Genomic DNA, 22182 nt, shown 5'->3' on the forward strand with positions numbered 1-22182 from the left:
CCTAACCATTATTATCTAAAGTTGAGCATGATGTTATATTCTTGCTTCGACATGGCATAGTTTCACTTATCACTACTGATAAGCCAGAGCTTTCCACTCCACAAGCTTGAGTTTCGGTCGAGCTGACCGTACATAGTAATTCTAAATTCTTAGCAGCATTATAATCACGATCATGCAAGGTGTTGCACTGCGGGCATATCCACTCTCTGACGCTTAATGTAAGATTATCATTCTTCCAATTGCATACATGACAGAGCTTACTTGACGGAAAGAACCTGTCAGCTACCGTGATTTCTGAGCCATACATTTGTGATTTATATTCTAACTGCCGCTTGAACTCATAGAATGATTGGTCGAGTATATGTCTTGCTAATTTTCGATTGGCTGACATACCTTTAATATTCAAATCTTCAAGCCCAATTTGATTATAATTTAGAACCGTCTCTGTTGTTGTCTTATGTAGGTAATCTTTTCTCAAATTAGATATTTGCAAATGAAGCTTTGCCAACTTCATTGATGCCTTTTTAAAGTTGTTGCTACCTTTCTTTTTCCTAGACAACTGTCGAGACAATCTTTTAAGTCTTGATAGCTTTTGTGTATGAGCCTTAACACCAGTATATGACTCACCTTTTGAGAAAGTTGCTAAGCTCTTAATACCTAGATCAATACCAACTGCACCGTGGTTTTTGCGTACATGGGGTAATTGTTCTGTATCAATGGTAAAAGAAGCAAACCAACGATCTGCTTTACGCGATATAACTAAAGACTTTATTTGACCTTGAAATCTTACTTCCTCAGTCATATTAACCCAGCCAAGATTTGGCACCTTAACTTTTTTGGCTAAAACTTTAACAGCATTCGGATTGGCAGCATCAGTGCCATTATCCACCCTAAACGAGTCTCTAACGCCTTTTTTCTTAAATCTTGGATAACCTGAACCTTGCTTAAAGAACCTTTTAAATGCCGTACCCAAGTCTTTAATTGCTTGTTGTGGCGCATTTTTAGTAACCTCAAGCATCCAAGGGTATTCTGATTTTTTAATCGAATTTAATTGTTTACGTAATGCTGTTTCAGATGGTTTGCCACCATCTCCGTATTGCTTCTTCCACTGATCAAGCGCCCAATTATAAGCAAAACGAGCGACACCACAGGCTTTCGCAAAGTGAGTCGATTGCTTATTATTTGGTTTCAGTTCGATCTGGTGCGCTAACAGCATCCGCAACGTCCTTTAAATTCTCAATTAACTTTTTGTTTTTCTTGCTTCTTGAGCCATAAAGACGCGCTGAAAATACTGTAATAATTTCCAACACATCCTTTGCCAAATCTTCTTCAAAGCTAGGCTCATCTCCTTGGTTGACAATGACAACTTCAACATTTTTCATTTCACAGATTGAAAAAACAAGCTCTGCACCAAACCTTAGCAACCGATCTTTGTGCGTTATCACTAAACGACCAATCTCACCAGTAAGGATTTTTTGAATAAGCTTTTTCAATCCCTTTTTGTTGTAGTTCATGCCACTGCCTAAATCAGCAAGTAGTTCAAATGTCCAACCTTTAGAGGCACAATACATTTCAAGCAGTTGCTTTTGTCTTTCTAAATCAGATTTCTGGTCATGACTTGAAACTCTAGCATAAGCAACAGTAAGCTTTGTTTGTGATTCACTTTTCTTGAGGTTTGGTTCAAGCACAGATATAGGGTAACGTCTTTGCCCACCTTTAGTGCGCTCAGATGTTATCTTGCCTTCTTTTTCCCACCTTCTTAAGGTGCTTACGGAAACACCGAGGTAATTTGCCGCTTCGCCTATGCTGTAAAACTTATCCATATTGGATAAGTATACACACTTTTAGGCAGGTTTGAAAGAGCTGTTAACTTACCCCTTCGATTTTAATAGCATTAGCACCACATTTAATGAGTCTATCGGCACAGTATATGGCATGAGCTATGCCTTGGCGTTGTGCCAGAAATGGCATATCAGCAATGATAAATTTATTAGGAGCACCTTTAACAACTGCTTGCGTCATAAAACACATCATATCAATTGTTGCATGGGTTGTGTCGGGGTACCCTAATTGCGTCATAACACCACTATCACCAACAAGCAACATGTCAATGGCCGTTTCATTTATGATTTGCGCGAAGGTGAAATCATAACAAGTCAGCATTGAGAGCTTTTGTTGTTTTTGCTTCTTGCTTTGCAGGTTATTAATGCCCGGTTTTTTAATTAGATTGTGCGTGCTCATATTTTTCTCCCATTTCGTTATCTAAATTTGTTTGATAGACGTCGACAAATGCTTGGTAAATTTTGACAAAAGCATCCTCTTCAAGTGCATCTAAGTTATGCTTAATTGTCTGTAAGTCTTGACGCTTTAAGGGGCCTGTTAGGGCATTGCTATAATCGCTGTCGATATTAAGCAGTGTTTGCTTAAGATAGGGTTTAAGGTCATTTAGTGATGCATTAAAGACCGTTGTCATTTCATTAAAAAACTTTTGCCATAAGAGAGTGGTAAAGTTATTTGCCATCACACAAAGTGCGTGATAATAGGCTTTTTTTGCTTGGGGGATTTGAATACATGGATTGGTTAATTGTGGGAAAATGGTGCTAAATGTTGGTGCATTATCCTCGCCAACAAACAACAAATTTTGGTAAAAATCAAGATCTTGAAACTCTGATGAAAATGTCATCAAAGGGTGATATGACAGGGCATGTTGGCTAACTAAAGCACCTGAGAAGTGCACGCATAACTTATCATTTAATCGGGGGTGATCATCCAAAAATGCATCTATCGCATCGTCACTAATTGCCAGAAGAATGATGTTGCTTTGATTTAATACATCTTCAGGAGAATCTGATTGCTGGCGATGCCATAGCGTGTGCGGGATATTTTTGAGCTTAAAATAAAATTGTATATGTCGCGCAAGTCGACCGTTGCCAATAATGCCATAGCTAGGATTGGCGCCTAATGAATGAGATACCTGTCGCATTGGATCAAGTTCCTTGTTGTCTGTGTTTTTATGTTTTATCAGTTTAAGTTGTTGCCGTTTGTATTTTCCCAATAAAGAGTAAAATCGCACGTTTAAAACTTAGGTGTTATTCTAGGATAACATTATGCTTGAAGCAATGGAGGTAGTAAGTTAGCTAGGTTTTTTCCAACGAAATGGGTCGTTATAATCTTTTTCCAGTTGATCGATATTTTTTTGCAAACGATCAAGGCAAAATTGCATGCTTTCTGGACGTGATAAGTTACGATTTGCAAGGCCACGGATCGTAATGCCAGCTTTTTCAATTGCCGGCATATTAAGTCCTTCAAGCAAAGTGTCTTCAATTTCTTTGTTTAATAAGCCATTGCGTTGTAGATTGGCGCTGGCAACGAGCTTTTCAGTGACTGAGGTTAAAGCAAATAAACGTTGTTCGCGTTGCATTAGAATGATCTTAAACTGTTTGCGCAAGCGAAATATGGTATAAAAGCAGATAATACTGCCAATGCCAAGTCCGATAAGAAAGCTATAATCTAACATGATTAAACCAGATGCAGCCCACCATTTCCTTTTTGTGCACTATTTTTTGAAGGGTTAACGTCATTATCATCACCCTCATTAACATCAATGCCATAACCAAACTCACGAGCATAAAGACCCTGTGCTGTCTCTCCAGCATAGAGCTCAAGAACTGCTTCAACAGGGATTTGCAATGACATCACTTCACCATCAAATGTCGCATCAAAGCGAATAAACTGATCATCACAGTCAAAACGCTCAATTGCCTCAGGGGCAATATTAAGCAATATTTTACCATCTTCATCGATATGACTTTCGGGCAGAACTACACCTTCATATTCGGTATCAACAAGTAAATAGGGCGTTAAATCATGATCGATCATCCAATCATAGGTTGCTTCAACTAGGTAAGCGCGTAACATTGCCATGGTGATATTCCTTATTGAGTTTTAATACTTTTTCTAAATGAATTGCGAGCAAATAAACGTTTTGCATACTTGATGAGCGGCATTGCTTTTTCAGGCAAGCGGATATCTAACTTAGGTAGGTTATATAGGATCACGGCGAGTGAGCAATCTGCAATGGTGAAGTCATCACCAAGTAAATAAGATTGTCGACTCAGGGTCGGAATCAATGAAAAAAGCGCCTTAAGTAGCGCAATCTTGTTGGCTTGTCGAATGTCTTCATTATCAGCATTTAACGCATTGATGAGATAAGGCATCCATTCGTTGTCAATTTTCTTGCATAACATACGTGCTTGGGCGCGTTCAAGTGGAAAGACAGACAATAAAGGAGGGTAGGGGAAGCGTTCTTCAAGATACTCAAATATGATGTTTGGCTCATATACAATTAGATCTTTTGTCATTAATGTTGGCACGCCACCATAAGGGTTAAGCTCATAAAGCTCTTCTAACTTACCTTCAGCAACAACATCAATAATATCTGCACTAATGTCTTTTTCTGCAAGAATCATTTTAGTGCGATGACAAAAAGGGTCATTACCGTTGGTATATAAAGTCATTGATGATCGTTTGTTTTGAGCAGACATTTATCCCAATTTTCCTTATTCAATATTAGCTTCAACATTATATACTACTGATCAGCCATTTTGCATCATAGAAGTCGTAGTAATAACAAAAAAGCCCCGCTGAGACTTCAGTTGGGCTTTTATAAATAAAATATATAAAAAGTAGAAAGTAAACGTGTTGATTAACGCTTAGAGAATTGACGTTTTCTACGTGCTTTTCTAAAGCCAACTTTCTTACGCTCAACTTTACGTGGATCACGCGTGATAAAGCCAGCATGGCGTAGTTCAGGCTTTAAGTTCTCATCAAAGTCAACTAAAGCGCGAGCAATACCTAAACGGATTGCGCCAGATTGACCCGTTTCACCACCGCCATGAACGTTGATTTTGAAGTCAAAGCTTTCTAGGTTGTTAGTTAAGTCAAGTGGCTGACGCACAACCATGCTTGCAGTCTTACGACCGAAGTAATCATCTAGTGGCAAACCGTTAACAACAATGTTGCCAGTGCCTTTTTTCATAAATACACGAGCAACTGAGCTCTTGCGACGACCAGTACCGTAATTGTATGCTTGAGTCATTTTCCTATCCTATTCTTATATTTCTAAAACAAGTGGTTGTTGCGCTGTATGCGGATGTGATTCACCTGCATAAACTTTTAACTTTTTGTACATCGCACGACCTAAAGGATTTTTAGGAAGCATGCCTTTAACAGCAGATTCGATCGCACGCTCTGGGTGTTGCGCGATTAGTTTCCCGAAAGAAACAGATTTAAGACCACCGATATAACCCGTGTGGTGGTAGTAAATTTTGTCTTTTTGCTTGTTACCAGTTACGGCAACTTTTTCAGCATTGATCACAACAATATAGTCACCTGTGTCTACGTGAGGTGTGTATTCAGCTTTATGCTTGCCACGAAGACGTCTTGCAATTTCAGTTGCAAGGCGACCTAAAGTTTTACCATTTGCATCGATCAAAAGCCATTCTCTTTTGACTTCATCACTCTTAGCGCTAAACGTTTTCATCTTTGTTACCTTAATATTTATTATTAACTACTCAGTTTTGCTAATTTCTGTGTGGGTTGTTACCAATCCCTAAAAATTTAAGCGTGGCGATTCTATCATAATGATTGGTTAAAAAGAAGTGCTAAGTTTGTGTTTTAGCTGTTTCCGGCATCTTTTTGAGTGAAAAATAGACGTTTAAATGATGTGAGTTAAAATTTTTCTAAAAAAACAAAAACACCTCTTTCTATTTGCAAAAATGCCGTTATAATTAGCCCTCGTTCGGAGAGATGGCTGAGTGGTCGAAAGCGGCGGTCTTGAAAACCGTTGACTGTAACAGGTCCGGGGGTTCGAATCCCTCTCTCTCCGCCATAAGTTTTTATATAATGCTCAAATATCTTACTCATCAATAAATTTAGGTTTTTAAGTATAAAACGTACCATCAATAATGGCTATAATTTATATGCACTCCCTATAAGATCGTTCTCGCTAATTAAATATTGATCAATATTATATTTCGGGATAAGCCAATAGACGTTTAGTATAATATAGATAAATAATCCTATGGACATGATTGCAAGAGAATATTCTATTCTAGAACATAACGAAGCGATTGCTGTAATAGATATGCATACCAGACTATTAAAAGCAATGCCAATTCTATACGGAGGGAACGCAATGATATATGGAATCTGTTTCCCTATATAAAATAAGGTCATCCCCACAATGCCCATTAATGCAAATGTTTTTTGATCTAAATCTCCTGTAATGGCATGGTGTATTAAAGTTGCCAAGAAGATAAGGCCGATATAGAAAGGCAAATGAGATAAAATCATGGTGTAGCCTGTTTTAAGCATATGTGCTTTCTCTAATCTGTGCAATGACCCAAAGAATATCCACCAAATTTGAGCAATCAAAATAAAGCAAATGGTAGCAGTTATGATTCGAGTCATACTGAATATATTTATATTTGAAAAAGAGTTGATAATACTAATGATGGATTCACCTAATATGATGAGTGCAAGTAAGCCTATTCTTTCTGCAATATGTTTTCGGTGTGCAAAAAATAAAGTGGATTCCTTTCTTAATCTAAGATGCAAGAAAATTTCAACAAGAATTCCAGAGTATAAAATAATAATTCTAAATGAACCATTGGCAAAAATAGATAACCCACTTATCACAGTGCCAAGTAGTATAATTTTTGAGATTTTATTTGCATATCTGCTTTGAAAATGAGTCTTACGTGATGATATAAAATATGCGCAACAAATGACCAGCCTCATCAAGAGATAGAAAATAAGAAAATAGGCAAAGTGTTTATTAAGGGCATCCTTAGTAAAATACATTTGCGAAATAACTAAACCCATTAATATGAGTGTGAGGATTTTTTGCCAATTAGCTTCTTGATCATAGCGATTAGAATAAAGTGTATAAGATGCCCATACCCACCATAAAGGGACAAATACAAGGAAAAAGAAAAAAAGTTGCTGAATTGATATATGGTTATGATCTGTGTGTGATAAGGAGTGGGATACAACTCCTATAACAGCAACAAAAACTAGATCAAAGAAAAGCTCTAGCCATGTGCTTTGCCGATTTTTAGCAAAGTAAAGTAGATTGGGTAACACGCAGATATAGAGGAGGGTAAAAATTATTTGATTTTAGCTTCTTTATAAAGAACATGTTGACGAACAACTGGATCAAACTTTTTGATTTCCATTTTATTTGGCATAGTACGCTTGTTTTTAGTCGTTGTATAAAAATGACCAGTGCCAGCGCTTGAAACTAATTTGATTTTATCACGCATATTAAATTACTCCTGAAGTATCTGGTGAATTAGAATTTTACGTTACGTGCACGTAAATCAGCTAACACAGAATCGATACCTTTCTTATCGATAATGCGCATACCTTTTGAGCTCACGCGTAAGCGAACATAGCGGTTCTCACTCTCAACCCAAAAACGGTGTGAGTGCAAGTTAGGTAAAAAACGACGCTTAGTTTTGTTCTGCGCGTGTGATACGTTGTTGCCAGTCATTGGGCGCTTGCCTGTAACTATACAAACTCTAGACATGTTATCCTCCAGTCAATTGCTGTAAATTAAATAGTTATAATTATTAAATTCTCAAGGGGCAACTTTATAGCAAAAAAATGACGCAAAGGCAATCAGAATTTATAACATACTTTCAATAAGCTGCCAGATCATGACAATTTGACGCGCATTCTATCATTGTCATTAGCGCCTTACAATTGCCAAGTGCTGGATATTTTAATTTGTGGTCAAAAGTTTAAGCTGAATTTATCTTGCGATGTGAGGACTTTAAAATTGTTTCGATAATCGTTCAAACTACTTTTATCAAATGTATGATATAAAACGCCCGACGTATACGCTGCAATATCTTTTTTAATCTCACCATCAAAATGAATACACAGACTATCGCCGCTGTAATCGAATCCTAGTCCGTCACGACCAATGCGATTGCAGCCGATGACATAAGCTTGGTTTTCAATCGCGCGAGCTTGCAATAACGTGCGCCAATGTTCTCGGCGTTTAGCAGGCCAGCTTGCGATATTGATCAATAGATCATAGTCATTATTATTGCAGTTAAAGACAGGGAATCTTAAGTCAAAACAAATACTTAATAGAATGTTAAAGCCTTTGTAGTGAACAATTTCACGTGATTGACCGGCAGATAATAGTTTGTATTCATCAGATAGCACGAATAAGTGACATTTATCATAATGAGAAACTAAGCCCGCAGGTGTGACAAAAAACAAACGATTGACTGTATTTTGTATGTCATTTAGCACCACAACGCTGCCGATGATTGCTGTATTCTTGTATTGTGCTTGATGCTTTAGCCAGTTGATGATTTCATCCTCTGACGTGATGGCTTTATCCATGTTTGGGGTGAAGCCGACATTAAACATCTCCGGCAGTACAATGAGATCGCAAGGCTCAAGCTCAGCAATAATCTTTTCAAAGTGGGTATAGTTTTGATGTTTATCTTCCCATGCGATATCAGACTGAATGACTGCGACTTTTAAACTTGACATAGGCGTTTGACTCCTTCTAATAAGACATCATCATATTTGGCAAAGCATAAACGTACCAGTCCTTGCTGAGGTGTTTCATATAATGATGAAATGGGTACCAGTCCAACGCCATGTTCATGAATCAAACGTTGACAGAAACTAAAGTCATCCTCATCAGAAATCCCTGTGTAATCAAGTATCTGAAAAGGTGAGCCTGCCCATGGTAGCACTTTAAATCGACTATTAGCTAAGCCGTCGACTAACTTATGATGCTGAGCTTGATATAGTTTGGGTAAGTCCTGCCAATACTCAGGATGTGCATTAATGCAATCTGCTAGTGCTAATTGCATCGGATGTGGTGCGCTGAAGCTTGTGAATTGTTTCATGGCATTTATCATTTGGATAATTGCAAGAGGCGCAATACAAACACCTAGACGCCAACCAGTGAGATTGTAGGTTTTGCCAAGGGATTGCACAACGACAAGTTGATCTTGAAGCTCAGGGATTTGCAAAGCGCTGGTATAAGAATCTCCTGCGTAAATATGCTCATATACCTCGTCACTAAGTAATAAAATATCTCGGCCTTTGATTAATTTTGCGATTTCTGCATATTGCGCTTTTGTAATTACACTGCCCATGGGATTATGAGGTGAGTTAAGAATGATCAGCTTCGTCTTTGCATTAATCGTTTGTGCTAATTTCTGCAGGTCAATACTGCCATCTGTTAATAAGGAAATACGTCGACTAATACCTTGGTTAAAGTTAACAATTGAAGGGTAAGCATCAAAGGCAGGGTCAAAGTAGACCACTTCATCACCTTTGCCAATACATGCGCTAATGAGTGCGAAAATCGCTTCAACGGCGCCTGAGCTAATAGATACATTATCCTCGGGATTAATATCTACGTCGTAACACATCTTTACTTTATGGGCGATTGCGTGCTTTAAACTGGGTGCGCCAGGAATTGGTGCATATTGATTAAAACCATTTTGCACATAATAATTTAAACGATCGATTAACCAATCAGGCGTTTTAAAATCAGGTGCGCCTTGTGTGAAGTTAATGGCATTATGATTTTTTGCCATCACGGACATTTTGCCAAAAATAGATGGTTCGGTACTGATGTAGGGTTTAAACGACATAACTTAGATATTCTCTTAGGTGTGGTTAGCTGTGTGAATGCGCTTTTGTTTTATGAATATAAATGAATAATAAAGTGTCATGATATTCAACGTTCACAATAGGTTGTAAAGTTATGGTAAAACAGTATATACCGTTCACAAACCATTTTACAATGTTCCTGTCATCGAATTTCCTGCACTTTTGAATGATTGTATTTTGCCAATAGTCCTAGCTATTACCTGCAATACAATCATTCAAAATCATCAAAAATTTCTTCGACACTGAACACCGCAAAATGATTTACGAGCGGTATATATGCTTACGGCAAAGCATTTTGCAGAATTTCTTCTTTAGCAATCAAGTACTTTGAATATTTTGTGTATCGAAAAAGTCGAATTGTTTGAGAGTGACGGAGAGAAGGGATAAAAGGCTGTTTTTTGTCAAAATTCAAAAATGGAACTTTCCCAAGTTTTGTTAAGCAAGCATAAAAAACACATTACTCAATGCAATCATTAATACTGTTAATATGGCAAAGCCGACATTGACAATATGCGCCCATTTGATGTGTTTCTCACAAAGATAATAATTGAGTACAACAGTAATGAGCGTGATAACCATAAATATCAGAACAGTGAGTTGAATCTTATCAATCAGATTAATGGTATTGGCGGGAGGCAGTATTGAGTCAGTGGAAATCTTGCTACCAACTACGGCAAAAATCGCAGCAGAGTTTAGTGCTAGACGACTTTTGATATCTTTAATTGGGATAAAGAACATGCCAAGAATTAATATGCAGGCAAGATATAACATGCCAAAGATATGGATAAACATGCGAATGTTAGTGTGTGTCATCTCAACTGAGTAAATTGCTCTGGCATAAGCGGTGTTACCTGAATTATTTGGATTGCCAAAATTCGTATCATAGTGATGAATATAAGTTTGCCAGTTATCAGTGCTTAACGTCCAGCCGCTTAAAGGCATCTCATGATCGACATCAGAGTTAACTTCATCAGTTTTAAATATGACAGTATGGGCATTAAAATCAGCATCTTCAATAATGATTGATAACGGTTTCGTGCTAAAGGGGAAATTTTCAAAACTCCAACCTTGGGATAAAGTGGCACGGATTTTATATTGTTTAAGTGTTTTATTATCCACAAGTTGTTGAGTGTTTTTATAGAGAACGGAGAATTTTTCAGCATTAATAATGTCAAACTCATTGTTGTCAATGATTAGCTGATCAGGATAAATAAACCACAACCAAAAAATCGCAGAAACGGTTTTTTTCTGTAGATTGATATCATAGATATGCGTGATGTAAGCGCCAACTGTAACCTCTGCCGGTGATTTTGGTGCTTTGTTGTTAGCAAAACTAGTTTGTAGATAAAACAAAAAACTAAAAAGAACTATCAAGAACCTTGTCATATTTGATCCATCAAATTTCGATACATGACAAAAGTATAGTTGAAATATTTGGAAACATAAGAAACATGATATTTGCAGGTGTATTAATTATGCGCGTAACCCTCTGGCGATTCTAAGAGTAGATTAGCCTCTTTTGGTAGTTGGTAATCTCTATTTTGTATGAAAATCGAGATTATCGATAGCGATTTTTGATATTTTGTTATGCCAAAAATAATATTCGCTGAATTTGGGCGTTATTTCTGATATGATCGATGGCGATTTGAGTAGCTAAAAGTGAGATTTTATGAAGATTGCAATTTTTGGTACGGGCTATGTCGGACTCGTGACAGGAACTTGTTTTGCAGCAATGGGTAATCATGTTTGCTGTGTTGATATTGATCAAACCAAAGTCGATAACCTAAAAAAAGGTATTTCACCGATTTATGAACCGGGCTTGGATGAGCTGATTAAACGTAATGTGACCAAAGGACGTTTGCGCTTTACTACCGAAGCAAAGACAGCAATTGATGAAGCGCAAGTCATCTTTATTGCGGTAGGTACTCCTCCTGATGAGGATGGATCCGCTGATTTACAATATGTCTTGCAAGTGGCGAAAACCGTTGCCAGTGACATGAATGAGTATAAGGTCATTGTTAATAAATCAACGGTGCCAGTCGGTACTGAGTATAAAGTAACCGAAGCAATCTCTAATGTGTTAAATGCCCGTGGTGTAAAACTTGATTTTGATGTGGTATCTAACCCTGAGTTTCTTAAAGAGGGTGATGCGATTAGTGACTGTATGCATCCAGATCGTATCGTGGTCGGAGCGAACTCCGAGCGTGCGGCAGATGTTATGCGCGAGCTTTATGCACCATTTGATCCCAATCAAAATCGCTTGATGATCATGGATGTACGCTCTGCTGAGATGACTAAGTATGTTGCCAATGCAATGCTTGCAACGAAAATCAGCTTTATGAATGAGATGAGTCAGATTGCTGAGCGCGTCGGTGCAGATATCGAGAAAGTGCGTATTGGTATTGGTGCTGATCGACGTATTGGGTATCATTTTATTTACGCAGGCTGTGGTTATGGTGGCTCATGTTTTCCTAAGGATGTACGCGCGCTTGGGCAAACTTCACGTGAATATGGTTATAGCGCACGCATTTTAAATGCGGTGCATGATGTTAATGATGCGCAAAAAGAAGTCCTATTTGCTAAATTTAATGATTATTTCAACGGTGAAATTGAAGGCAAAACAGTGGCTGTATGGGGACTTGCATTTAAACCAAATACTGATGATATTCGTGAAGCTTCAGCGCGCGTGTTGATTGAAACACTGTGGCGACATGGCGTTAAAGTCAAAGCATATGACCCTGAAGCGATGGAGAACTTTGCACAAGCTTATGGTCAACGTGATGATTACGAGCTTGTTGATGAAGCATATAGCGCTTTACATAATGCTGATGCTTTATTTGTGGTGACAGAGTGGCAGAGCTTTAGAAGTCCGGATTTTAGTAAGATCAAAGCACGACTAAATACCCCTATTATTTTTGATGGGCGTAATTTGTATGATAAGTCACGGATGAAAGACTTAGGCTTTGAGTATATTTCTATTGGACGATGATAAAGACTTCTTTGATATCGAACACAGAAAAATAATTTACGAGCTGAAGTTACGCACTTTAGAAAAACTATGATTTTATAAACACCCCGTCAGCCTATGGCTGCCACCTCTCTTTGCAAGATAGGTGCTTAAGTTTACGAGGTGGGATGTTGAAATAGGAAAAGTGCATAATAATTTACGAGTAACACATAAGTTTAAATAATGTCCTTTTTATGGATAAAATAAGAAACTGATCTATAGTTAACTTTGTAATGTTAAGTTATCTTGGTGGGGTCAGTTATGAACAGTTATAGAATGAACTCGTTGGCATGCATTGCCACTTTTTGTTTACCATTATCTTCTTTTGCGATTGAATTGCAGATTCGTTATTGCGACACAACACGTAAGAGTGAAGTCATCACTGTTGAATATACAGATAATGAAGGCATTTCAGATCAGCGATTTATTGATCACTTTGGTGCACCATTAGCGCACTTTAAAGCAGCGAATAACTATCTCAATATGCATGATGATGTTTGCTCAGCATTACCCAAAAATACTAAGTCCTATGTGATGAGTGATGCACAAACTATTCATATTGACCGCTTGCCATTTCAGGTTGAGTCTGTCATTCCTGAAGTCTTGACTGATATACAAAAGAAGTTTTTGCAAGCTGAGAATGTTCGACAATGGTCGCAGCAGTGGAATATGCATAATCATATTGGTGTGGGAGTGGCTGCAGAAGGTGCATGGGCACAATTAAGGTTTACAGGACTTAATAAAACTTATGTTGCAGTGATTGACTCAGGTGTTACCAAATTTATGCCTGAAGATTTACAAGGACGTTTGGAAATGTCACAGCCTTATTATTTTTATGTTAATGATCAAGATAAAGTGGATGTGATTACTTCAGTGATTGATACTGACTTAATGCAAGGCCCTCATGGCACAGCAGTGGCAGGTGTTATTGCTGCGCAAGGCCCAAACGTGACAGGCGTTGCCGGTGATGTGGATGAGATTATGGTTTTGCCAGTTAAAGTCTTTGGACATGCAGGAGGTGCAAAAACAGAAGCCATTACTATGGCAATGGAGTGGGCAGCAGGCATTTATAGTGAGGATATGGCAAGTATAGCTCAGCTTCAACCCAATCAAACGCCGGCAAAAGTGATTAATCTGAGTCTGGGGATCTCAAGAGTGGGTAAAGATGGCTTGGCTGTCGCAACTGAAAGTGATTGGAAAAATGATATTCTCCCTGTTTATTGTCAAGCCTTTCAACAATCAATCAATAAGGTCAATGACTTGGGTGTGACGGTTGTGATTTCTGCAGGGAACTCTGGGCAACCTGTATGGAATAGTGCTCCAGCGGGCTGCCCTAATATCAATGCAATTGTGGTGGAAGCGACGAATAACAATGGCATAAAAGCAGACTATTCTAATTATGCAGTGAGTGATTGGCCATTACAGAGTTTGGTACTAGCGGCCCCTGGTGGCGAAGATGCAGAGCTTGACTTAAGTAAAGGTGTTATCTCACCAGGGTATTGCATTATTCTTGGTCAGACTGAATCTTGCTTGTATTACTATTTGGAAGGAACGTCTTTTTCAGCCCCCCATGTCGCCGGTATTGCAGCGATGATCTATGCATTAAAGCCTGATGCAGATGTGAGCTATGTCAAAACAAAATTATCACAATCTACTTGGGGGAATAATGTGATTAATGCTCAAGAGGCAGTGCGCCAAACAGTTGTTGCAGAACAAAGCAATGACGCGCAATCTGATGGTGCAGGTGGTGCCAATAGCACGGGTGTCGCAGTAGCTGCGGGAGCTGGTGCATTAGCCTCAGCATTAGCGCTTATTTTGTTTATGTGAGTGTTGATAATTCACAACAGTGCTGTAAGATATGATGATAATTAACAATTCTATTGCTGATTATCATGAATTTAACACGAATATTAGATTTAACTGCCCTTTTAACAAAGAAGTCATTTTTTCTATTTGGTCCGCGCGCAACGGGCAAATCAACACTTATTCGACAGCAACTTGCTGATAAATATTTGGTGATTAACCTATTAAGAAATGAATATTACATGGAACTTAGCCAATCACCACAATCGTTAGAGGCTATGATCAATAGTGCAAAAGACCAAACAATTGTTATTATTGATGAAATTCAGCGTGTGCCAATGCTATTAAACGAGATACATCGACTCATTGAAGAGCGCCATATTCACTTTCTCTTAACAGGATCAAGTGCCCGTAGTCTTAAAAGAAAGCATACTAATTTACTAGCAGGGCGTGCGCGTAAGGCGGAGCTGTTTCCATTAGTGAGCGCTGAAATTCCTGACTTTGATTTCAATCATTATTTGCACGTGGGAGGCTTGCCAATGGTTTATTTAAGCGATGAGCCTTATGAAGAACTATCAGCATATGTAAATACTTATATGAAAGATGAGATTCAAGCGGAGGCTTTGGTTAGAAATATTCCAGGGTTTAGCAACTTTCTAAAAATGTGTGCTCTAACAAATGGCAAAATGTTGAATTTTAGTAGTATTGCGAGTGATTGTGCATTGCCTGTTTCCACGGTCAGGGAGTATTACTATATCTTGGAGGATACTTTTTTGGGATTTATATTGCCAGCATTTACCGCGACACAAAAGCGCAAAGCAATTAGTACGGCAAAGTTTTATTTCTTTGATTTGGGTGTTGCACATTATCTTGCGGGTATCAGACAAATTCCGACACACACGGAAGTGTACGGGAATGCGTTGGAGCACTTTATTGGACTTGAAATTCGTGCTTACCTTTCATATCAACGCATTGATAAACCCTTAAGCTATTGGCGCTCAACGAGCCAAATGGAAGTCGATTTTGTTATTGGTGATGAAGTAGCGATCGAAGTGAAAGCAACTGGGCGTATTCATGATAAACATTTCAAGGGCTTGTTGGCATTTAAAGAAGAAGGTATTGCCAATCGTTATATCCTTATTAGCCTTGATTCGATCCATAAAGTTTATGGCAATGGCATTGAAGCATTGCCCGTTGAGATGTTTCTAAATCAATTGTGGCAAGGTGATATTATTTGCAGCTAAGATTAAGTATTCATCGACGTCATAACAAAAGCTTCATATGTTATAAGTTTAAACAATCGCCTTTTTATGGATGAAATTAATATATTTAACTATAGTCAATGAAGTGATGTTAGATTGTTTTGATAAGACGAATCATTGGTTTTAGATGGTAAATAACGCACATGTCATGATTGAAGTCTCACAGTAGCTATTAACAATAACGCTATTATTTCTTCGACATTGCCCAAAGATAAATAGCCATCGGCTATAACGCTTATAATGTATAAAGTCTACACTTATGATTATTGATGTTTTATCTATTGTTTTGACTGACTTAAGGTTAGCAAAAATAGTGATTAACTGGAGTTACACACTTTAGAAAAACTATGACTTTATAAACACCCCGTCAGCCTCCGGCTGCCACCCCTCTTGGAAGGAGGGGAATTGGGCAACGTTGATTTTATATTTCCCTCTGTGCAAGAGGGGTGCTTAAGCTTGCGAGGCGAGGTGTTGAGATAGCAAAAGTTCAGAACTCCAGTAATTAAAGAATAAAAAATAAAAAAATAAAAGTGAATAATGAGGTGAGTGCCATGATTAAGAAACTATATCAAGCTATACGGCAGCAATTGGCTGAAGGCAAATCAAGCCACAGCAGCTTTCTCACAAATGTTAAAAATATAAAGAGCAAGGACGTGAAAGAAAATAAAAGCAATAAAAATAATAATAAAAACAACAACAAAGCACAACAACGATTACGTTTACCCGATCAGTATCCATCTCTTTTACAGGAACTAGAACCAAGATTTATGTTTGATGGTGCGGCGATTGAAACCGTTGATTTAGCTGACGGGGTTTCTCAAGATGAGCAAAACTATGTTTTAAGTGCGATTAATGATAATGAATACGCACATGCGACAGAGAGTTTATTAGAGGCAATTGAAGCCGATAGTGAAGGATTTCAAACAGATTACAGCCAATTCAAAGAAGTGGTTATTGTCGATATTGCCGTTAAAGATCCGCATGTGCTGATTGAGCAGATCTCGCGTGATGCGGCAGTAGAGGTTATCTTAGCGCACCATGATGGCGTTGATAAGATCGCAGAGATTCTCGCCAAATACCAAAATCTTGATGCAGTGCATATTATCTCACATGGTGATCAGGCACAATTACAATTGGGGCAAACGCATCTTACAGCAAGTAACTTAACAGATTATCAAACACAATTAGCACAATGGGGGCAAAGCTTAACTCAAACCGGGGATATTTTATTTTATGGTTGTAATGTTGCCGAAGGTAAAGAGGGTCAAGCCTTTGTCGATACGCTTCGAGAAATGACCGATGCTGATATTGCGGCATCTGATGATACTACAGGAAGTGAACTTGTAGGGGGTGATAGCATTCTTGAGCAAGCGCAAGATATTGAACACAGCTCAGTTGTCTCTTTCGAGGCATATCAGCATACATTGTCAGTTGAGTGGCTTGGAAGCAATGCACCAAATGATGCGGTGCTTATTGGTAGTGGGAGTTCCGCTAAATATGGTCAAGCAACTGCTTTGAGTGGAGATGGCACTTTAGCCGTTGTCGGACAGCCAGATTTTAGTAGCAGTAGAGGAGGGTTTCGTGTTATTGGATATAATGAGTTAAATGACGAGTGGGAAACTAAAGCATCGATCACTGGTGGTTCCTCAGGTTATAAAATGGGACATGCAGTAGCAATAAGCGATAGCGGGGATCGAATTATAGTCAGTGAACCGAAGAGCTCTACTGACACGGGTGGGCGTGTTAAAGTCTATTCATTTGATGGAAGCAATTTAACGCAACTAGGCAATACAATTACTATCTCAGATGACAAGTTTGTTGGTCATTCTGTGGCAATAAGTGATGATGGTCAACGCATTGCAGTGACTTCAATAGACGTAATAACACCATCATTATCGAAAAATCTGGTAAGAATATTTAAGTACGATTTAGCCTTGGAAACATGGGTTCAAATAGGCAGTGACATTACTTCTTCAAGTAATTTTTCTCATGCACAAACATTTGTAAGTTTGGATGAAATGGGTGAGCATGTCGCCATTAAAATGGCAAATTTATCTGAAAGTATCGTAAAGGTATATCAATATCAAGAAGTGAGTGATCAGTGGCAGATAGTTGGAGCAGATCTTGATAGTGTCACAGAGGCTTTGGCTACTGGCGAAGCTATCTCTATCAGTGATGATGGCAAGACGGTGGCAGTAGGCTATGAATACTATGATAGTAATGTAGGATTAGTCAGAGTGTATCACTATGATGATAACCTGAGTGCTTGGACGCGGTTAGGTGGTGATCTTAGCAATGGTTTAGCCGGTAGTTACTTTGGAAACTCAGTGTCAATCAGTGATGATGGAATGAAGCTTGTCGTTGGTGAGAAGTATGCAGATAATGGCTTGAGTCCGGCTCGTGATGGTCGCTTTACGGTCTATGCGTATAATACTTCAAGCACTAGTTGGGAAACATTAGGTCAGTTTTTTGGAAATCCAGGTGAAGAGCTTGGCAAAAGTGTGTCAATCAGTGGTGACGGTAGAGCAGTGGCAGTTGGTGCGTCAGGATATGATGCACCCTCTAACAGTAACATAGGGCGCGTTGCTTTTTATCGTGTTAACTCAGCGCCTGAAGTATCGGTCGCGACAACACAAATCTATACCGTTGCAACACTGGCTATGTTCATGGATGATAGCTTAACGCTGATAGATCAAGATCCTGGTGAGATTATTACAGGAGCCACGATAACTATTACTAATGGTTATATTCAAAGTGAGGATGTATTAAGCTTTGATAATACGGCGACACCTAATATTTCGGGATCTTTTGTTTCAGGCACTGGTGTTTTGAGTTTAAGTGGTAATGATACAGTTCAAAACTATCAGCAAGCGTTGCGTAATGTCAAATATCAAAACACCAATGCAACAACACCTGACTTATCAGATCGCACCATCGTTTTTAAGGCAACAGATGACGATAACAGCGAATCAGAAGGTGCAACAGTTATTTTGTCGATTAATGCATTGCCTGTTATTAATGCACCTGCAAGTTTAAATGCAAATGTCGCATTAGAGCTAAGCTTAGAAAATCAAATTTCAATAACTGATGATATTGATCCAAATGCTACAAATTTCACGGTAACACTTTCGGTAACCCATGGGGTACTCAACATCTCAAATACGACAGGAGTTAGTTTCTTTTTGGGTGGTAATGGACAATCGGCGATGACAATTCAAGGAAAAATCACTGATATAAATAACGCCATTGGCACGTTGAGCTATACCTCAAATGCCAATCAGTCAAATGATACTTTGTTGTTGCAAGTCAATGATATGCAAGGTGGTATTACCAATGAAAGTATAGCGATAGCTATTAATGCTCTACCAAGCCTAACCCTCCAAAGCAATGCTGAAACCTTTGATGAAGATACAACACTGACTTTTAATACAGCAAATAGCAATTTAATCACAGTGGCTGATAGTGATACGGATGTCAATGTCACACTTTCAGCACCAAGTGGCACGTTTACCTTATCACAAACCACAGGATTGACATTTGTCAGTGGGGCTAATGCAACTAAGGACATGACCATATCTGGAACTGTTGCCAATATCAATGCGGCATTAAACGGTTTAACGTATTTACCGCGAGAAGACTTCTTTGGAAATCTTGCGATTGATGTCACTGTAGAAGATACGTTTACTGCGACGGATGGTAATCAATTCTCTCAATCTGATACGATAAACTTAACCATTAATGCGGTTAATGATGCGCCTATTTTTAGTTTGTTTGACTTAAGCAAAATTATGGCATCAGATGCTGAGGTGCATGATCGATTTGGACAGTCTATTGCAATGTCAGCAGATGAAAATACAGTTGCTGTTGGTGCTAGACAAACTGACACTTCAGGTACTTATTCCCATGGAAGTGTTTATGTTTATCATAATATTGGCGGTAGCTGGGTGGAAAAAATTGTCACTGCAACGCCTAAAGAAGGTTATGCTTTCTTTGGTGCTTCAGTTGAGCTTTCAAATAATGGTATGACTTTATTGGTGGGGGCAGATAATTCAGGCGGAAATAGCAGAGGTAAGGTTTATTTATTTGATTACGATGGTGCTAATTGGAATCAAGTAGAGACTTTTCAACCATCAATATCTGAAGTTGGTGACAATTTTGGTGGGACAATAACATTAGCAGACAGTCAAGACCTATTTGCTGTAGGTGTTGATAGTCGCTCGATAGCAGCAAATGAGCAGGAGGGTGGCGTTTATATTTATCGCAAAGTATTAGGTGTGTGGCAAGAGTCATATATTACGGCAGATGTTCCACAAGCTGATGAGCACTTTGGTTTTGCAGTTAAGTTTTCATATGATGGGCAAAAATTGTATGTCGGTGCTAATGGTGGAGATTATCAGCCATCAGTGATTGGTAAGGTATATGAGTTTACTTGGAATGGTAGTCAATGGCAGCAAACGGCGGAAATTCAGGCGCCCGATGGACATAGTGGTAATGCTTTTGGGGAGTCGATTAGTTTGTCTGAAGATGGAGCATTTATGTTAATAGGTGCAACTGATGCTAATGTTATACATAATGCCCAAACTATTAATGAAGCAGGTAAGGTATATATTTATAGTCTTTCAAGTGAAGGTAATTGGGTGTATGAGCAATCTGTACAAGCATTAACGCCGGTTGAAAGTGATCGATTTGGGTCTGCACTTTCTGTTTCGCCTCAGATCGATAAAATTTATATTGGCGCAAAAAGCTCTCCTTCTCAGGCGGGTGCATCTTCTGGGTCAGTTTATGTTTTTAAGAAAGACAATCTAGGTGATTGGCAGTTTTTAGAGGAAATGACCCCTCAAGGTGTCGGTGCTCAAGATAACTTTGGTTCAGCTATAGCATTTTCTGATGATGGTAGTTTGGGTGTTATATCTGCAGTAGGCACTCCCCTCAATAGTGAACCAGATGTTGGAGCGGTTTATTTTTTTGAGACGAATGCATTAACGGCATTTAATACATTGCAAGTAGATGAACAAACAGCAGCGTTACTCATTGATGACTTAAGTTTTAATGTTGAAGATGATACCAATTTTAATGGTGCAACTTTACTTTTAGAAAGCACTGGGAGTAGTCAGGATAACTTCAGTGTACTTAATCAGGGAATAGGCGCTGAACAGATATCTATTTCAGGTAGTGATATTAGCTATGAAAATAATTTGGTTGGTACTATTGATGACACTAATGATGGGCAAGGAGGTAATGACTTACGGATTAATTTCACAACTAATGATGCGACTTTAATCTCGGTAGAGGCGTTAATTCGCGCGCTTCAATATTACAATAGCTCGGATGCCCCAACCTTCAGTCGTACCATCCAACTAAGTATTACTGACACAGAAGGCTTACAAAGCAACGTAGTAACCCAAGTTATTGAAGTCAATCCAGTCAATGATCTGCCAACGGCGGCAAATGCTGAAATTAGCATTGATGAAGATGAAGTCTATTCATTTGCTGCGGCAGATTTTAATTTTGATGACATCGACGGCGATTCATTAGCCAGTGTGCAAGTTACAAGTTTATCAAGCTCAGGTGTACTTGCGTTAAATGGCAGTACAGTTGCAATTAATGATGTGATTTCGCGTACTGATATTGATAATGAGAACTTCACCTATACACCGATTGCCAATGAATCTGGTGATGATTATGCGACTTTCACCTTTAAAGTGGGTGATGGTGCGCTTTTATCAACGGCAGATTATACAATGACAATTGATGTAGCTGCAGTCAATGATGCACCAGTTGTCACTGCAGGGGCAAGTGCTACTTATACCGAGGGTGACACTCAACCCGTTGTGATTGATAATACCGTTACGATTGCTGATATTGACTCTAATGATATTCATGGTGCAACCATACAGATCACATCAGGACTAAGCTCAGCTGAGGATGTCTTGCATTTTGTCAATCAAAATAATATCACTCATGTCTTTGATGCCGGAACGGGGCTTTTAACCTTAACGGGTGTTGATACACTTGCAAATTACCAAACAGCATTGCGTTCAATCACTTATGAGAATACATCCAATAGTCCAAGCACGACTGCTCGAGAGATTATATGGATCGTGAATGATGGCGAGGATAACTCGCTCGCTGTCACCAGTACGGTAAATGTTGTTGCGGTTAATACAGCACCTGTGATTAGCGTTTTAGGCAGTGTGAACTACGTTGAAAATGCCACAGCAATTGTTCTGGATGCAAACCTTGTCGTCAGTGATGCTGATAATGTGAACTGATCTACCCCGTCAATTTGGGACACTTTTGATTTTCGGATTTCATACTATCTTCAAACTGTTTTGGTGTCATGTAATTTATCGTTGAATGTTTCCTTTTGGTGTTATAGTAAGCTTCAATATACGA

General features: G+C 38.7%; 20 protein-coding genes and 1 tRNA gene. 5 read left to right on the top strand and 16 right to left on the bottom strand.

Annotated features, from left to right (window positions below; translation table 11 throughout):
* Position 1: 1 nt before the first annotated feature.
* The 9 genes from IE867_RS05275 to rplM form a co-directional block, all read right to left on the bottom strand.
* Positions 2-1216 carry an RNA-guided endonuclease InsQ/TnpB family protein gene (locus tag IE867_RS05275; protein WP_203250116.1) on the bottom strand — a complete coding sequence of 405 codons (1215 nt, stop codon included), beginning with the start codon at positions 1214-1216 and terminating at the stop codon, positions 2-4.
* A complete protein-coding gene (locus IE867_RS05280) occupies positions 1179-1823 on the bottom strand; it encodes an IS607 family transposase (protein ID WP_192483734.1) in 645 nt (214 codons plus the stop codon). Before IE867_RS05280 ends, IE867_RS05275 begins: the two co-directional genes overlap by 38 nt.
* Before the next feature lie 43 nt (positions 1824-1866).
* Positions 1867-2241, bottom strand: coding sequence for a 3-methyl-2-oxobutanoate hydroxymethyltransferase (locus IE867_RS05285; RefSeq protein WP_192483735.1), 375 nt, complete (start codon positions 2239-2241; stop codon positions 1867-1869).
* On the bottom strand, positions 2219-2983 hold the full coding sequence (locus IE867_RS05290; RefSeq protein WP_192483736.1) for a Rossmann-like and DUF2520 domain-containing protein: 765 nt from the start codon (positions 2981-2983) through the stop codon (positions 2219-2221). Before IE867_RS05290 ends, IE867_RS05285 begins: the two co-directional genes overlap by 23 nt.
* A 150-nt stretch (positions 2984-3133) precedes the next feature.
* The gene (locus IE867_RS05295) at positions 3134-3517 is read right to left on the bottom strand and encodes a hypothetical protein (protein ID WP_192483737.1); all 384 of its coding nucleotides are present in this window, start codon (positions 3515-3517) and stop codon (positions 3134-3136) included.
* Between the two features lie 2 nt (positions 3518-3519).
* Positions 3520-3924, bottom strand: coding sequence for a ClpXP protease specificity-enhancing factor SspB (locus tag IE867_RS05300; protein ID WP_192483738.1), 405 nt, complete (start codon positions 3922-3924; stop codon positions 3520-3522).
* Positions 3925-3935: 11 nt separating this feature from the next.
* Complete coding sequence (locus IE867_RS05305) at positions 3936-4544, bottom strand: glutathione S-transferase N-terminal domain-containing protein (RefSeq protein ID WP_192483739.1); 609 nt, start codon at positions 4542-4544, stop codon at positions 3936-3938.
* Positions 4545-4705: 161 nt separating this feature from the next.
* A complete protein-coding gene (gene rpsI / locus IE867_RS05310) occupies positions 4706-5098 on the bottom strand; it encodes a 30S ribosomal protein S9 (RefSeq protein WP_192483740.1) in 393 nt (130 codons plus the stop codon).
* Between the two features lie 15 nt (positions 5099-5113).
* The gene (rplM, locus tag IE867_RS05315; RefSeq protein WP_192483741.1) at positions 5114-5542 is read right to left on the bottom strand and encodes a 50S ribosomal protein L13; all 429 of its coding nucleotides are present in this window, start codon (positions 5540-5542) and stop codon (positions 5114-5116) included.
* Between the two features lie 260 nt (positions 5543-5802).
* On the opposite strand from rplM, the gene IE867_RS05320 reads away from it, so the two are divergent.
* A tRNA-Ser gene (locus tag IE867_RS05320) sits at positions 5803-5890 on the top strand.
* Between the two features lie 80 nt (positions 5891-5970).
* Here IE867_RS05320 and IE867_RS05325 read toward each other — a convergent pair.
* The 6 genes from IE867_RS05325 to IE867_RS05350 form a co-directional block, all read right to left on the bottom strand.
* A complete protein-coding gene (locus IE867_RS05325) occupies positions 5971-7146 on the bottom strand; it encodes a low temperature requirement protein A (protein ID WP_192483742.1) in 1176 nt (391 codons plus the stop codon).
* Between the two features lie 23 nt (positions 7147-7169).
* Positions 7170-7325: a 50S ribosomal protein L33 gene (gene rpmG / locus IE867_RS05330; protein WP_117001430.1), complete on the bottom strand. Its 156-nt coding sequence runs from the start codon at positions 7323-7325 to the stop codon at positions 7170-7172.
* Positions 7326-7354: 29 nt separating this feature from the next.
* A complete protein-coding gene (gene rpmB / locus IE867_RS05335) occupies positions 7355-7591 on the bottom strand; it encodes a 50S ribosomal protein L28 (protein ID WP_192483743.1) in 237 nt (78 codons plus the stop codon).
* Positions 7592-7797: 206 nt separating this feature from the next.
* The gene (locus tag IE867_RS05340) at positions 7798-8574 is read right to left on the bottom strand and encodes an amidohydrolase (RefSeq protein ID WP_192483744.1); all 777 of its coding nucleotides are present in this window, start codon (positions 8572-8574) and stop codon (positions 7798-7800) included.
* Positions 8562-9695, bottom strand: coding sequence for an aminotransferase class I/II-fold pyridoxal phosphate-dependent enzyme (locus IE867_RS05345; RefSeq protein WP_225629964.1), 1134 nt, complete (start codon positions 9693-9695; stop codon positions 8562-8564). Before IE867_RS05345 ends, IE867_RS05340 begins: the two co-directional genes overlap by 13 nt.
* A 454-nt stretch (positions 9696-10149) precedes the next feature.
* Positions 10150-11100: a ligand-gated ion channel gene (locus IE867_RS05350; protein ID WP_192483745.1), complete on the bottom strand. Its 951-nt coding sequence runs from the start codon at positions 11098-11100 to the stop codon at positions 10150-10152.
* Positions 11101-11383: 283 nt separating this feature from the next.
* Here IE867_RS05350 and IE867_RS05355 point away from each other — a divergent pair, with 283 nt between their 5' ends.
* From IE867_RS05355 to IE867_RS05370, 4 genes are all read left to right on the top strand, one after another.
* Positions 11384-12703 (top strand): UDP-glucose dehydrogenase family protein, encoded by a 1320-nt coding sequence (locus tag IE867_RS05355; protein WP_192483746.1) that lies wholly within the window; start codon positions 11384-11386, stop codon positions 12701-12703.
* 279 nt (positions 12704-12982) lie between these two features.
* Positions 12983-14548, top strand: coding sequence for a S8 family serine peptidase (locus IE867_RS05360; protein WP_192483747.1), 1566 nt, complete (start codon positions 12983-12985; stop codon positions 14546-14548).
* A gap of 65 nt (positions 14549-14613) precedes the next feature.
* Positions 14614-15768: an ATP-binding protein gene (locus tag IE867_RS05365; RefSeq protein ID WP_192483748.1), complete on the top strand. Its 1155-nt coding sequence runs from the start codon at positions 14614-14616 to the stop codon at positions 15766-15768.
* A 569-nt stretch (positions 15769-16337) separates the two neighbouring features.
* Positions 16338-22058, top strand: a complete 5721-nt coding sequence (locus IE867_RS05370) for a DUF4347 domain-containing protein (RefSeq protein ID WP_192483749.1) — start codon at positions 16338-16340, stop codon at positions 22056-22058.
* A 1-nt stretch (position 22059) separates the two neighbouring features.
* On the opposite strand, the gene IE867_RS14965 is transcribed toward IE867_RS05370, so the two are convergent.
* Complete coding sequence (locus IE867_RS14965) at positions 22060-22176, bottom strand: IS3 family transposase (protein ID WP_404826252.1); 117 nt, start codon at positions 22174-22176, stop codon at positions 22060-22062.
* Positions 22177-22182 lie beyond the last annotated feature (6 nt).

This window comes from Cysteiniphilum marinum (genome assembly GCF_014857925.1).
Classification (GTDB): Bacteria; Pseudomonadota; Gammaproteobacteria; order Francisellales; family Francisellaceae; genus Caedibacter; species Caedibacter marinus.

What these genes read in the sequence shown, in the direction of transcription:
- IE867_RS05300 (WP_192483738.1), bottom strand. Translation starts at nt 3,924, where the DNA reads ATGGCAATGTTACGCGCTTACCTAGTTGAAGCAACCTATGATTGGATG.
- IE867_RS05365 (WP_192483748.1), top strand. Translation starts at nt 14,614, where the DNA reads ATGAATTTAACACGAATATTAGATTTAACTGCCCTTTTAACAAAGAAG.
- rpmB (WP_192483743.1), bottom strand. Translation starts at nt 7,591, where the DNA reads ATGTCTAGAGTTTGTATAGTTACAGGCAAGCGCCCAATGACTGGCAAC.
- IE867_RS05350 (WP_192483745.1), bottom strand. Translation starts at nt 11,100, where the DNA reads ATGACAAGGTTCTTGATAGTTCTTTTTAGTTTTTTGTTTTATCTACAA.
- rpmG (WP_117001430.1), bottom strand. Translation starts at nt 7,325, where the DNA reads ATGCGTGATAAAATCAAATTAGTTTCAAGCGCTGGCACTGGTCATTTT.
- IE867_RS05360 (WP_192483747.1), top strand. Translation starts at nt 12,983, where the DNA reads ATGAACAGTTATAGAATGAACTCGTTGGCATGCATTGCCACTTTTTGT.
- rpsI (WP_192483740.1), bottom strand. Translation starts at nt 5,098, where the DNA reads ATGACTCAAGCATACAATTACGGTACTGGTCGTCGCAAGAGCTCAGTT.
- IE867_RS05305 (WP_192483739.1), bottom strand. Translation starts at nt 4,544, where the DNA reads ATGTCTGCTCAAAACAAACGATCATCAATGACTTTATATACCAACGGT.
- IE867_RS05340 (WP_192483744.1), bottom strand. Translation starts at nt 8,574, where the DNA reads ATGTCAAGTTTAAAAGTCGCAGTCATTCAGTCTGATATCGCATGGGAA.
- IE867_RS05285 (WP_192483735.1), bottom strand. Translation starts at nt 2,241, where the DNA reads ATGAGCACGCACAATCTAATTAAAAAACCGGGCATTAATAACCTGCAA.
- IE867_RS05280 (WP_192483734.1), bottom strand. Translation starts at nt 1,823, where the DNA reads ATGGATAAGTTTTACAGCATAGGCGAAGCGGCAAATTACCTCGGTGTT.
- IE867_RS05275 (WP_203250116.1), bottom strand. Translation starts at nt 1,216, where the DNA reads ATGCTGTTAGCGCACCAGATCGAACTGAAACCAAATAATAAGCAATCG.
- IE867_RS05355 (WP_192483746.1), top strand. Translation starts at nt 11,384, where the DNA reads ATGAAGATTGCAATTTTTGGTACGGGCTATGTCGGACTCGTGACAGGA.
- IE867_RS05345 (WP_225629964.1), bottom strand. Translation starts at nt 9,695, where the DNA reads ATGTCGTTTAAACCCTACATCAGTACCGAACCATCTATTTTTGGCAAA.
- rplM (WP_192483741.1), bottom strand. Translation starts at nt 5,542, where the DNA reads ATGAAAACGTTTAGCGCTAAGAGTGATGAAGTCAAAAGAGAATGGCTT.
- IE867_RS05295 (WP_192483737.1), bottom strand. Translation starts at nt 3,517, where the DNA reads ATGTTAGATTATAGCTTTCTTATCGGACTTGGCATTGGCAGTATTATC.
- IE867_RS05290 (WP_192483736.1), bottom strand. Translation starts at nt 2,983, where the DNA reads ATGCGACAGGTATCTCATTCATTAGGCGCCAATCCTAGCTATGGCATT.
- IE867_RS05370 (WP_192483749.1), top strand. Translation starts at nt 16,338, where the DNA reads ATGATTAAGAAACTATATCAAGCTATACGGCAGCAATTGGCTGAAGGC.